The organism is Gilliamella apicola, assembly GCF_003202655.1.
Taxonomy (GTDB): domain Bacteria; phylum Pseudomonadota; class Gammaproteobacteria; order Enterobacterales; family Orbaceae; genus Gilliamella; species Gilliamella apicola_R.
On sequence record NZ_QGLR01000018.1, the window covers coordinates 77,961 to 91,384 of the forward strand.

The 13,424-nt window shown below is 38.7% G+C and carries 11 protein-coding genes, 2 tRNA genes and 1 other RNA gene; 9 read left to right on the top strand and 5 right to left on the bottom strand.

Annotated features, from left to right (window positions below):
• Positions 1-6 precede the first annotated feature (6 nt).
• Genes DKK70_RS15430 through DKK70_RS16880 form a run of 4 tightly spaced genes read left to right on the top strand, consistent with a single transcriptional unit; the run spans position 7 to position 5,738 of the window.
• The gene (locus DKK70_RS15430) at positions 7-2,007 is read left to right on the top strand and encodes a TonB-dependent siderophore receptor (RefSeq protein WP_110434782.1); all 2,001 of its coding nucleotides are present in this window, start codon (positions 7-9) and stop codon (positions 2,005-2,007) included.
• Positions 2,008-2,036: 29 nt separating this feature from the next.
• Positions 2,037-3,779, top strand: a complete 1,743-nt coding sequence (locus DKK70_RS15435; protein ID WP_110434783.1) for an ABC transporter ATP-binding protein — start codon at positions 2,037-2,039, stop codon at positions 3,777-3,779.
• Positions 3,780-5,555 carry an ABC transporter ATP-binding protein gene (locus tag DKK70_RS15440; protein WP_110434784.1) on the top strand — a complete coding sequence of 592 codons (1,776 nt, stop codon included), beginning with the start codon at positions 3,780-3,782 and terminating at the stop codon, positions 5,553-5,555. It begins immediately after the preceding gene.
• A gap of 42 nt (positions 5,556-5,597) precedes the next feature.
• Positions 5,598-5,738, top strand: a complete 141-nt coding sequence (locus tag DKK70_RS16880; protein WP_181416031.1) for a hypothetical protein — start codon at positions 5,598-5,600, stop codon at positions 5,736-5,738.
• Positions 5,739-5,910: 172 nt separating this feature from the next.
• On the opposite strand, the gene DKK70_RS15445 is transcribed toward DKK70_RS16880, so the two are convergent.
• From DKK70_RS15445 to DKK70_RS15460, 4 genes are all read right to left on the bottom strand, one after another.
• Positions 5,911-6,036, bottom strand: a non-coding RNA gene (locus tag DKK70_RS15445) — RtT sRNA.
• 39 nt (positions 6,037-6,075) lie between these two features.
• Positions 6,076-6,152 (bottom strand) — tRNA-Pro (locus DKK70_RS15450).
• Between the two features lie 30 nt (positions 6,153-6,182).
• Positions 6,183-6,258, bottom strand: a tRNA-His gene (locus DKK70_RS15455).
• 123 nt (positions 6,259-6,381) lie between these two features.
• Complete coding sequence (locus DKK70_RS15460) at positions 6,382-7,677, bottom strand: L-cysteine desulfidase family protein (RefSeq protein ID WP_110434785.1); 1,296 nt, start codon at positions 7,675-7,677, stop codon at positions 6,382-6,384.
• Between the two features lie 376 nt (positions 7,678-8,053).
• Between DKK70_RS15460 and DKK70_RS15465 the strand changes: the two genes are divergently transcribed.
• Together DKK70_RS15465 and DKK70_RS15470 are read left to right on the top strand one after the other, a co-directional pair.
• Positions 8,054-8,734 carry a response regulator transcription factor gene (locus tag DKK70_RS15465; RefSeq protein ID WP_110424620.1) on the top strand — a complete coding sequence of 227 codons (681 nt, stop codon included), beginning with the start codon at positions 8,054-8,056 and terminating at the stop codon, positions 8,732-8,734.
• Between the two features lie 23 nt (positions 8,735-8,757).
• Positions 8,758-10,062, top strand: coding sequence for an ATP-binding protein (locus DKK70_RS15470; protein WP_110434786.1), 1,305 nt, complete (start codon positions 8,758-8,760; stop codon positions 10,060-10,062).
• Here the strand turns inward: DKK70_RS15470 and DKK70_RS15475 are convergent.
• Complete coding sequence (locus DKK70_RS15475) at positions 10,059-10,811, bottom strand: M15 family metallopeptidase (RefSeq protein WP_110434787.1); 753 nt, start codon at positions 10,809-10,811, stop codon at positions 10,059-10,061. The genes DKK70_RS15470 and DKK70_RS15475 overlap by 4 nt on opposite strands.
• Positions 10,812-10,911: 100 nt before the next feature.
• On the opposite strand from DKK70_RS15475, the gene DKK70_RS15480 reads away from it, so the two are divergent.
• Genes DKK70_RS15480 through DKK70_RS15490 form a run of 3 tightly spaced genes read left to right on the top strand, consistent with a single transcriptional unit; the run spans position 10,912 to position 13,352 of the window.
• On the top strand, positions 10,912-12,096 hold the full coding sequence (locus DKK70_RS15480; RefSeq protein ID WP_110424529.1) for a bifunctional tRNA (adenosine(37)-C2)-methyltransferase TrmG/ribosomal RNA large subunit methyltransferase RlmN: 1,185 nt from the start codon (positions 10,912-10,914) through the stop codon (positions 12,094-12,096).
• 19 nt (positions 12,097-12,115) lie between these two features.
• Positions 12,116-12,730, top strand: a complete 615-nt coding sequence (locus DKK70_RS15485) for a hypothetical protein (protein ID WP_181416032.1) — start codon at positions 12,116-12,118, stop codon at positions 12,728-12,730.
• A gap of 49 nt (positions 12,731-12,779) precedes the next feature.
• Positions 12,780-13,352, top strand: coding sequence for a manganese efflux pump MntP (locus DKK70_RS15490; RefSeq protein ID WP_110434789.1), 573 nt, complete (start codon positions 12,780-12,782; stop codon positions 13,350-13,352).
• The last annotated feature ends 72 nt before the right edge of the window (positions 13,353-13,424 follow it).

Genomic DNA, 13,424 nt, shown 5'->3' on the forward strand with positions numbered 1-13,424 from the left:
TAATCGATGAAAAAAAAACTTATATTTTTGTGTATATTAGGCTTGTTATATAATGAAGAATTGCTGGCAGATCCAATAACTAAACAAAGCGATCAGAAAACTGACTTTGATACTATTATTGTAACTGCAAGTAAGCAATCTAATAAAGCTGCCTCTTCACTGAATGTATCTTCTAATACCATTTCCCAGGCTAAACTCGAAGCCGCGGGGGTAGATAATACGAAAAAACTCTCTCTGGTATTGCCCGGTTTGAATATACAAAACAGTGGTAATTTGCTATTTCCTGCGATATCACTAAGGGGGATCTCTTCTGCTCAGGATCTTTATTCGCCGGCAATCACATTTTATGTTGATGGAGTACCACAACTGTCGACTAATTTAGTCCAGTCTTTGATCGACGTTGATCATGTTTCCATGATGAAGGGGCCGCAAGCCACTCTTTATGGTCGCAGTGCGCAGGGCGGTATAGTGAATATTAGTACTGCCAAGCCTAATAACCTATTTCGTGGTTATATTGATGGTGGTGGTGCTAGCCGAAAAGGTTACCATAGCCGTGTGAATCTCAGTGGTCCACTAGTAGAGGATGTATTCTATGGTAGCATCACATTGCTGCGTCAGTCACAACCTGGGGCATTCAATAACCCATCCACTGGTTCGCACAGATTGGGAGGATCAGATGAAAATACCGGTAATATTAAATTCAGATTAGCGCCAATAACCGCTCCTTGGGAAGTCAATTTTAGTGCAACAGAAGATAGAACTCACTCAACTCAGGATACCTATTTAGACTATAAAAAGACCCACAGCCGCAAACTATTAACGTCTGCCGGTAGTTTAGATCCACGCATGCATCGTCGTACACATAGTCAAACTCTAAATGGAAGTTATGATTTCGGCGATTGGTTACTGACTGCTAGTAGTGCTTGGCAACAACTTAAATATGAACGTCGTTTTCCTTATGGTCCTTACTCAGCTCAATCCTCGGAGCATTGGGATCAAAATACCCAAGAAATTCGCGCAGCAACACAAGGCGATGACCGTTTATGGGATGGCGTATTTGGCTTATACCGACTGGATATTGATGAAAGTCGCAAAACGAGTACAACCGATTCCTCAGTCACCTCGCAATCATTAGCCACTTATATGGATGGAACCTTGCATGTTTCCCAATTTGATCTGGGAGCAGGTTTACGTGCTTCTCATGATAAAGCGAAGACGCATTATGGTAATAATAGCGCCTGGTCAGCTGGGGATAATAGTGATAATCAGGTGTTAGGTCAGTTTTCAGTTGGTTATCGTTTAACACCAGACTGGCGTATCTATACGCGCGTCGCACAGGGATATAAGGCTGCTGGCTTTACTATTACACCACAAGCCGGTACTCGAGCGGAGCCTTTTTCTGCTGAAAAATCGATTAACTATGAAATTGGTTCACGTTATGAAATTGACGATTTTCAGCTTCAAAGTGCTGTCTACTATACCCATACTAAGAATATGCAGCTTTACTCAGGTCCGATGGGTTTTCAAACATTGAAAAATGCGGGTAGTGCAAATGCTGTAGGTATTGAATCTGATGCAAAATGGTTATTTACCCCCGGATGGGCTGCAACCCTAAATGGCAATTTAACTCACTCTAAGTTTGCCAGTAATGTGACGGCTGATGATTATGCTAATAATCGAGTTCCGTTTATTCCTAAGTATGGAGCTGGGTTTAGCGTAGATGGCTTGGTTGCAACGTCAATGGGCGCTCTAATGCCTAGAATAGCGGTGAATATGACTGGTCCGCTTTACTTTGATGGTAGTAATCAACTACGTCAAGGTAGTTACAGTACAACTGATATAAGTCTTGGCTGGCAAACCAATGAACGGATTACTGTGACTGGTTATATCAACAATATTTTTGATAAACGCTACCGCACATACGCTTACGCTCGTGGTAATAATGCTTTTGCGCAATTTAACGAAGGCCTAACTGCCGGCGTTAACATAAAAGTTGATTTCTTTTAAGTTAGGATCATATAAGTTCGAGGACAGTTATGAACATTTCTGAACCATTGCGTTTTATTCTATTAATAAAGTTAATGGGTAAGACTTTTTGGATATCAACACTGACAGCAATCATCTCAACCATTATGACGCTGGTACCCATTTGGATACTTTACATCATGGTGAGAGAACTGACTATTGCCACCGTGTCGCTTGAACTTATCTATTCATGCCTAGTAGCAGCATTCATCGCAATGTTGCTTCGCTGGGGATTAATTGTGATTAGCCATGTTAGTGCTCATCATGGCGCATTAAAGCTAGCTTATCATTTAAAGTTGCATTTAACCAACAAACTGGGATTAGCTCCCTTATCGTTTTTTAGCTCTCATACAGCAAGTGATTTACGTAAAGTAATTAATGATGATATCGCCGCATTAGAAGCTTTTCTGGCGCATTTTTTGCCCGATGTTGCTTCAGCACTTACTCTGCCAATTGTTGGATTATCATTGTTACTTTATATAGATGTACAGATGGCGTTTGTTGCTATTCTATTATTGCCAATCGCGTTTTGCTGCCAATGGTTATCTATGCGACACAGTGCCGAACAAGCGCGTCAGTGGGGAGAGTTACAGCTCAATATAGCCCAAAAAGTAAGTGAATATATCCGAGGCATTGCAGTAATTAAAAGTTTTGGACTGAGAGCTGATTCTTTTCGTCAACTCAGTCAGACAATCCGTAATGTCGCACCTTGGATAGAAAACTACTGTAAAAAGAATATGTTTGGTTGGAATTGTTTTAATTGTTTACTTTCAAGCAATTTAGTCTTGGTGGCGCCTATTGGAGCCTGGCGCTGTTTTCATGGGGATTTAGCGTCAGTTGATTGGTTACTGTGTTTATTGGTTGCTCCGGTAATAGTTCAACCATTTTCACGCCTTGTATTTGCGTTATCGGAACAAGCCCAACGGCAAGGGTCGTTAGATCGTCTTAACCAGATAGTTAATGTATCACAGATGACAGTATCTCAAAAGATTGATAAAGCGAGTTTACCAACGGGAAACCTTGTGTTGTCGTTCTCTAGCGTTTCTTACCGTTACGATCAGCAAAAACCAGCTCTTCAAGAGGTAACCTTTAATACATTGCCACATGGATTAACCGCGATTGTTGGGCCTAGTGGCGCGGGGAAAACAACGATTGCCCGTTTAGCAACACGATTACTTGACTGTGATCGCGGTGAAATCACCTTGGGTGGGCTCAATATCCAGCATTGGCCCTTAGAAGAGTTGTTTAAACAGATATCCATGGTATCTCAGAATGTATATCTTTTTAATGGCACGGTTATGGAAAATTTATTACTCGGTCGACCGGATGCCAATATTGATCAGGTAATTGCTGCAACAAAGGCAGCCTGTGCTCATGAATTTATTCTCTCTCTACCACAAGGATATGACACCCCAATTGGTGAAAATGGCACCCGCTTATCGGGAGGTGAACGCCAACGCCTTTCCATTGCCAGAGCACTATTAAGAGATGCCCCTCTTTTAATTCTGGATGAAGCAACAGCCTATGCAGATAGTGAGAACGAGTGGCTTATTCAACAGGCTATCGCCAATCTTTGCAATGGGCGAAGTGTGCTAATGATTGCCCATCGCCTTAAAACGATTATCCATGCAGATCAAATAATCGTTGTCGATCAAGGAAAAGTGGTTGGTCAGGGACGCCATGATGAACTTCTTCTGAAGTGTCCCTGTTATTGTCAACTCTGGCAAGATATCGAGTTGAATGGAGAAAAATAAATGCTGATTAAATTTATTCGTGCCGGTTATCAGTTGGCTGGTTATCAAGATCGTCGGCTAACCAAAGGATTATCTCTAGCAGCACTTGATGGTTGCTTATTGACAGTAAGTTATTTCATTGTTGCACAACTTATCTTGTCCGTTTTCAATACAACTATTTCGTTACCAATAATCCTATTAAGCGCGGTCGGTTTATTGTCCTGCCTGTTGGGGCGAATATATTTAAGTAATTTGGCATTAAGCCACGTTTTTGGTGGGACTTATGCCATGATGGCTGAAGCTAGAATTCGAATTATTAACCATTTACACGCTTTACCATTAGGCTGGTTTTCAGCAAAAAGAACGGGGGATTTAAGCGTTCGTTTAACATCCGATCTTGAGCTAATCGAATGGCTGTGGTCGCATTTTTTAGCTGTCTTTACCAGCACCATTTTCACGATGTTATTAATATTGGCACTGCTATGCTGGATTGATCTCTTTTTAGCTTTGCTAGTCATTATAACCATTCCTTTTTCCTTTTGGGTTATGTCATTAACGCAGCGTGTCATCAGTCGTTATGATGAAAAAATGTTGGACACTGCCAGTAATGCACAAGCAGAGTTATATGATTATATACAAGGCATCAACGTTATTCGCTGTTTTGGTCAGTTTGGTACAGCTTGGAAGCGTCTTTCTAATGCGTTGTTTCAACAATATCAAGCGCAGCTAGTATTAGAAACTAAACCCTCTGCGTTAGTCGCACTATTTGGTTTTGTCAGTGAGTTTAGCTTTCTGCTATTACTTGTATCAGGCGGATATTTGTTGTTTCAGGAACGTTTAGATATTCAACACTTTATCCTACTCAATTTTTTTTCACTGATTGTCTATCGGCAATTACAAACACTTGGAGATGGGTTAATAAAACTTCGATTTAGCTCACGCGCCATGGAACGTATCAAAAAACTACTGAGTGAAACATCGGTGGCCACATATAATGATGGGAACGCCTCTATAATCCCTAGCTCCAATGAAATTACTATAAAGCAGCTCAGTTTTACCTATCCAGAGCAATCCTGCCCGGCCTTACAAAATATTGACTGCCACATTCACGCTAATGCGATAACGGCTATTGTTGGCCCAAGCGGTTCAGGAAAAAGCACTCTGTTGCAACTGATTGCGCAAATGTGGACACCAGACTCTGGTCAAATTCTTTGGGGTGAATATGATACTAAAATAATCGCTAGTGAGATCTTAGATCGCAATATTGCCATGGTATTTCAAGATGTGGTTTTGTTTTCGGCATCAGTATTTGACAATATTTTGATAGGTAATCAAAACGCAACTGCTGAGGAAGTTATTCAGGCAGCTAAATTAGCTCAAGCTGATGAATTTATTCAAAAGTTACCGGATGGTTATCAAACAATTCTTGGTGATAATGGTTACTCATTATCAGGCGGAGAACGGCAACGACTGTCAATTGCCAGAGCATTATTAAAAAAAGCTCCTATCATTTTATTGGATGAAGCGACTGCCAGTGTTGATGCGTCTACCGAAGTGGCAATACACCGAGTATTAGAAAACTTATCTCAACATTGTACCGTTGTAGTTGTTGCTCATCGTTTAAACACAATACAAAAAGCGCAGAAAATACTTGTTATGCACGCTGGATGTTTGCTGGAACAAGGGGATCATGACACCCTGCTTCGCCAAAATGGTCTTTACGCTCAATTGTGGCAACGTCAACAGCAATCGCTTTCATGGCAGCTTACCCCCAACAAACAAGGAATGACAACGTGATGGCTACTTCAACACAGGCAAAATTAAACAATTTTACACAATGTGATTATTATATCAGCCGGCACAACAGGCGCCCCAAGATTAATTCAGCCAACACATTCTGATTATGCTCATTTTTCGATGACCGCTGCAACAGTATACTGGTATGAAGACAGTGTGTATCTTGCCGTATTACCGTATTGACACAATTTTATATTAGTTTCTCTGGATATATTAGGGACGCTTTCTGTTGATGGTTGTGCGGTATTGGTGTTTGTCTCGTGGTACTCGGCTCGGACCTCTTATCGCATCGAATTAAATATAGAGTAGTAATAATAAAAAAGCCCACTCAAATGAGTAGGCTTTTCTATTAAATTGGTCGGCGAGAGAGGATTACTCGCATTTCATGCTCGCCCTGCGGGTCGTTGCTAAAGCAACGTTGTCTCGCTGCGCTCGGCTCGAACCTCTGGTCGGTTCTCATCCTCTCAAAAAGCAGATAATAAAAAAGCCTACTCAATGAGTAAGCTTTTTTATCTAAAATTGGTCGGCGAGAGAGGATTCGAACCTCCGACCCACTGGTCCCAAACCAGTTGCGCTACCAAGCTGCGCTACTCGCCGTTAGAGTTGCTTCATCTATACGATATAAAATGGGGTGGCTAATGGGATTCGAACCCACGACAACTGGAATCACAATCCAGGGCTCTACCAACTGAGCTATAGCCACCATAGAAGCAGGACGGAATATTACGCATAAAAAATAATATTGTCCAGCATATTTTTTAAAAAAAATACTGATTGGTTATATTAACAGCGTTAAAAGCTTAATATTTTACCACTTTGGGTAAAATTAAGCTTTATGCGACATGATATCTATTATCTGAGTGTCGGTGGCTTTCATGCTATTACTGACAATCGCCCCTAGATTATTAATGGTGGTTTCAACACTATCACAGACAATACCTTCATTACCCGTGACTCGAATTCGATTTACCGCCATCAATACCGCTTTAAATCCTGATGAAACTGATGTTGAAACTTTCATTGCACAGCTATTCGACGCTCCATCACAGATTATTCCCGATAAATCACCAATCATATTACATATTGCCATATCCACCGGTTCATATTGACCTTTACCAAGCAACCATGCCATACCTGCTGCCGATCCCATTGCGGCGGTGGTTGCGGCACAAAGTGCCGATAACGGAGGAAATTTACTATGTATATAAATGGCAATAGTATGAGATAAAATCAGTGCTCTTGCTAATTGTTCAGGCGTAGCCTCTAAATAATCAGCAACCACCACCACTGGCATAGTCGCAGTTATCCCCTGATTGCCTGAACCTGAATTACTCATTGCCGGTAATGTCGCACCGCCCATTCGAGCATCTGATGCCGCAGTGGTGCGAATAATCACTTTGGATAATAGATCGTCAGCCAACAATCCTGTTTTTGTTTGTTGATGTAATGTAGCGGCTATACTTAATCCATACTCTCGTCGTAATCCCTCTTGAGATAATGCGTCATTTAATTCTGCAGAGTGTAATATAAATTCGATATCTTCAAAATTAGCTTGAGTTGCAAAATCATATATCTGTTTGACTGACATATGGTTTATGATCGATTCATTGTTAGACTCATCTTGTATTTTGCTATCGGCTTTAAAAATATTTTCGCCATTTTTTTCGATCAAAATTACATTAGTGTGTGAATTTTCAATGCAGACCCTGATATGATCGCTACTGGTATAAACATTGGCTTCAGAATAAATCGCCTTATCGTTATCCGCAATTTGTACATTAACTTTGTGTTCACTAAGAAGCGTTTTAGCTTGGTTAATTTGTTTTGGCGTGATGTTTTTTAAGACTTCAAGACCAGCCTGAGCATCACCACCAATTGCGCCAATTGCCGCTGCAATAGGTAATCCCACCATACCTGTACCAGGAACAGTAACACCCATGCCGTTTTTCATAAGATTGGGTGAAACGTAAGCCTCAATACGATTAATCTTATTTTTATTAAGATATTTACTGGCAATAGCCGCCGCTAAAGCAAGCGAGATAGGTTCGGTACAACCAAGAGCTGGTAAAACCTCATGTTTCACCAATTTAATTAATTGTTGCCACATTACTTGTTGTTCCATTTTTTATCTCCATATAGCTAACAATAAATAGTGAAACTTTCAGTTAATTAATAGAACAGCTATTTTATTCTATTTAACTTGAAAACTGAATGTACCGTTCACATATTAGATTAAACGTTAGATAAATAATATTAATCAAACATTGATTTTATTAATAAATTACACTACGACTAACAGCGCCTTATTTGATCGTTTTTTGATTGAAATGCACACTGTAAAAATAGCGTAAATCTAAAATTTCTATACTTGGTTGCATAGTAAATAAATTAATCAGGAATAGAGCAAAATATGTAATATTTTAGTAAATCCACCTGACTTTTTTTTTATTATTGCAATAATAAAACTATCTAAAATTAAATAATAATGGCGACATATGATAAATATTTTATTAATTGATGATGATGTAGAATTATCACAAATGCTTAGCGAATATTTAACCAATGAAGGTTTTAATATTAAAAGTGTTTACTTAGGTAAAGATGGTATTGATGAAGCTCTATCAGGTAAATATCGTGCGGCAATTTTAGATGTAATGTTACCTGATATTAATGGAATTGATGTCCTTAAAAGCATTCGTCAACAATGTAATATGCCAGTTATTATGCTAACTGCCAAAGGTGATAATATTGATCGCGTGTTGGGGTTAGAATTAGGCGCTGATGATTACATTCCTAAACCTTGTTATCCTCGTGAATTATTAGCGAGATTGCGTGCCGTTTTACGTCGTTTTGATGAACGTTCAGTCGAATTAGTCGATGATAAAAAATATCATTTTAATGGTTTAACTTTAGATATCCCTCAACGGCTATGTACTTGGAATGGTCAACCTATTGATTTAACTTCTACCGAATTTAACTTGTTAGTTCTATTGGTTAAACATAGTGAACGAGTGGTGACTAAAGAAGAATTATCTGAAATAGGTCTTGGTCGGGCACGTGAACTTTATGATCGCAGCGTCGACGTCCATATCAGCAATATCCGCCAAAAATTACATCAAGTGGCACAAAATGATGTAACCATTGAAACGATAAGAGCTGTTGGTTACCGCATTCGTTAACCATCCTGTAGGTTTGATTTAATATGAATCGTCGATTATTTTGGAAAATACTGATTATATTTTGGATAATCTTTTATCTTACCTTCCAATTAACTTGGATTGCGTTCTCTTATTATATTGAGAATAAAAATCAACGATTCTTAAATCATATGCCAACTAAAGTGGATATGATTGCGCAATTATTACATGTTGCCGGTGAAGATGAGACGCTCAATTTTATCGCCCATTTACCCGAACGTGAGCGGGTTTTATTGTCGATAAAATTGGTCTCTCCGCAAAATGATCAAGTCAATATCATTACCGATGAACTTGAACCGACCACTTATATCTACCAAAGAATGGCAGTTGCACCAGATGGTACGCTTTACTCGGTATCATTTAAAGATGATAAAACCGATCACAGCAACAACACTAAAAAAACCCTGTTTACCATGCCAACACCCATTGTACTAATGGGGATCTGTGTTGGCTTAGTGTTCAGTCTATTTTTAGCTTGGAACTTAACCAGACCGATGAAGTTACTAAGAGAAGGATTTTTCCGCGTCTCGCAAGGCGATCTGTCGGTTCGGTTATTTAAAAAGTTAAAACCTCGTCGTGATGAACTGAGTGAATTAGGTAAAGATTTTGATATGATGGTTGAGCAACTCAACATCTTAATATCTGATCGTCAAGCGCTACTTCATGATGTTTCCCATGAACTGAGAACCCCTCTAGCACGCTTACAACTGGCAATCGGCCTTGCGCAACAAAATAAACAAAATATCGATACTTCATTAGCTAGAATCGAGTTAGAATCGCAACGGTTAGACCAACTAATTGGGGAAATATTGAATTATTCACGGGCTGAAATGAATAATCGAACCGATGAATATTTTGACTTAAAAGAGTTAATTGGTGTGGTGGTTAATGATGCTAACTATGAAGCCAATCACCAATCGATAGAGGTAGAATTTAACTTATCATCTATCAGCCACTCTATTGTTAAAGGTAATTCCGAACAGATACGCCGGGCGATTGAAAATATCATTCGTAATGCTATCCGCTTCTCTAAAGCAGGCCAAACGGTTGAAGTATCATTAAAAGAAGCAGGAAAATATTTGCAAATCGAAGTTAAAGACCGTGGGCCGGGTGTCGATGCGAGTAAATTATCGAGTATTTTTGAGCCTTTTGTCCGTATTCAATCAGCACAATTAGGTAAAGGCTATGGCCTTGGTTTAGCCATTGCCAGAAAGACCGTTATTATGCATAACGGTACTATTCAAGCTAATAATCGTGATGGTGGTGGTTTAGTGGTGACAATAAAACTACCTTATTGGCGAAAACACTAATAACACTCGGAATTAACGGTTAATACATACTCTTTTACTAAGCTTTCTAGGGTAATTTTATCAGAACCAGTAAAATTCAAATTTTGCAGAATCGTTTGTGGATTGGTTTCGAGTATCGTCTTGTATTGGACTAAATATTGTTTGGCAATTGGTTTATATGACCAGTGCCATTCTTCGGGCAAATACCCGCCATTTCGCCCGTCATTAAATGGTTGGCAAAAACCATATTTTGGTAAGTTTTCACGTAGCCATTGATACAAAATAATACCCTGTTTATCTTTTTGAAAATATTCCGATGACAGACTAGTTATATCAATATCGGTTCCCCAATGATGTCTTGATGTACCGGGCATTGAAGATAATTTTAAAATTTCCTTGGCAATTTTTTGTGGCTCTACCAATTTAGGTACCAGGGCATCCCATTTACGTTGCCAGATACCATTTTGATAAGTGTAATTACGCGTAGCACTTACCACAATAAACGGAATATCGGGATAAGATTTTTTAAAATCATTATAAGCTTTAATTAACTGCTGGGCAGGCTCCTTTTGAAGATACATGCCCTTTTTATTTACCGGTAATATTGTTGAATCAAGAGCAATAAAATCGCTATCATTTTTTTCATTAAATTGCCCAGTAAGTTTATTTAGCGGAATAGATTGTGCCATAGTAAATGTTGAACATAAAAGTAGAGTTAAAGTTTGGGTAAAATTGATAATTGTTTTTAATTTTATTATTTTTTTCATCATTGACACTGTAATTAAGATTATATTAGCCAGACAAGCTGAAAAACAGTATAATCCTTTCCCTAAAAATTGAAATAGCCATAATGTGTAAAAACGAGGCCATATGTTAACACCAGCTACACAAAAATCGTCTGGCAATTGTTCAGATGTGACAACTAATCAAAATACCACAACGCCAACCAATGAAAAAATTAATTTGCTTAACTTTACTAGACAACAGTTAAGAGAGTTTTTTATTTCATTAGGAGAAAAACCATTTAGAGCGGATCAGGTGATGAAATGGATCTATCATTTTGGGATAGATGATTTTGATCTAATGACCGACATCAACAAAAAACTTCGTGAACAACTAAAAACCTTAGCGGAAATTAAAGCCCCTAAAATTGCCATCGAGCAGCGTTCATCTGATGGTACGATTAAATGGGCATTAGATGTTGGTAATAACCAGATGATTGAATCTGTGTATATTCCTGAGCGAGACCGTGCTACATTGTGTGTTTCATCACAGGTTGGTTGTGCACTGGAATGTAAATTCTGTTCAACTGCTCAACAAGGTTTTAATCGCAATTTAACCGTTTCGGAAATTATTGGCCAAGTTTGGCGTGCATCAAATGCCATTGGTGTCACCGGCAAATTAGCCGACAGACCTATCACTAATGTGGTTATGATGGGGATGGGTGAGCCCTTACTTAACTTATCTAATGTCGCCCCTGCAATGGAAATTATGTTGGATGATTTTGGTTATGGTTTATCCAAAAGACGCGTTACCCTCTCTACCTCAGGCGTTGTCCCGGCTTTGGACAAACTGGCGGGAATGATTGACGTTGCTTTAGCTATTTCTCTTCATGCACCAAATGATGAAATACGCAGCGAAATCATGCCAATCAACCAAAAATATAATATGGCGATGCTACGTGATTCAATTTTACGTTATCTTTCAACTTCAAATGCTAATCACGGCAAAGTGACTATCGAATATGTGTTACTCAATCAAATCAATGATGGTGTTGAACATGCCCATGAGCTGGCGAAGTTTCTAAAAAATGTGCCGAGTAAAATCAATTTAATTCCATGGAATCCATTCCCTGGTGCTCCTTATTCACGATGTTCAAATACCCGAATTGATCGGTTTATGAAAACATTAATGGGCTATGGATTTACGGTAATTGTTCGTAAAACACGTGGTGATGATATTGATGCAGCTTGTGGCCAACTGGCGGGTGAAGTTGTCGATCGTACTAAACGAACACTTTATAAAAAGCAAAACCTTATTCAACAAACAGCATAAAAGAGAAAAGGAGTTGTGGATGAAAGGTGCATTAATAGTATTAAGTAGTTTGGTTATACTCATGCTAGCAGGTTGCCAGACGAGCGCCCGTGAAGAGTTTGATCCGGAAGCTGCTGCATTAGCCAGAATGCGATTGGGGTTAGGCTATTTAGCTAAGGCCAACGAATCTGAAGAGAACGTTAAAGCTGCGCATTATAATCTAAAATTAGCCGCGCAATATTCACCTAAAAATCCACAGGTGATGCTAGCAATGGCGATGTTTGATCAACATGTTGGTGAATACAATGAAGCGGAAATGATTTACCAACGTATCACCTTAATGCAACCAGGTAATGGCCTATTTCATATTCACTACGGCTCCTTTTTATGTGGCAGAAATCGCTATCAAGAGGCCAAAGAACAATTTAATAAAAGCCTTGAGCTCGATCGCCATCGCTGGAAAGCTGATGCCTATGAGCAATATGGTTATTGTGCTATCCAAAATGGCGATAAGAAAACCGCAGATCTTATGTTCAAACAACTTTTTGCATATGATTCAAGCCGCCGAAGCAATGTGATAAAAGCAGCAGAACTTTATAAAAATAAAGGCGATAAAAAGATAGCTAACTATCTATTTTTAATATCAAAAAAATAAATCATAAAATTAAAAGAAATATCATTCATTAGAAGCAAGAGTAAATATCATGAGTTTTTTGGCTATTTTATTATTAGCATTAGCCATGTCTACTGATGCATTTGCGGTAGCGATTTGTCGAGGTGTTTCACTCAAATCGACACCATTTCTAGGTGCATTAAAAGTGGGGATCTTATTTGGTTTTGTTGAAGCCATTACCCCCATATTAGGCTGGTTAATTGGTTATATTGCACTTCAATATATTGAAAAATGGGATCACTGGATTGTTTTTGCTGTGATGTTATTGTTAGGTATTAACATGATTTATCACAGTTTTAAAGAAGAAAACAGTGAAAATGACGATCAAAAAACTATTCCCTCAACCAAAAAATCATTTTTACTATTGATTCTTACGGCAATTTCGACCAGTATCGATGCATTTGCAGTTGGTGTCGGATTAGCCCTAGCCAGTGTCAATATTTATCTTGCATCGACAATGATCGGCTTAGCAACCTGTATTATGGTTACACTTGGACTATTGTTAGGGAAAAAACTCGGCTGTTTAATTGGCAAACAAGCCTCATTTATTGGCGGTATCGTGCTGATTATTATTGGTTCAATAACGCTCTATCAACATTTGTAAACTAATATTTTAATAATCGCTTTAGATATAAAAAAACCACTCACATTGGAGTGGTTTTTTATTTTTATTAGC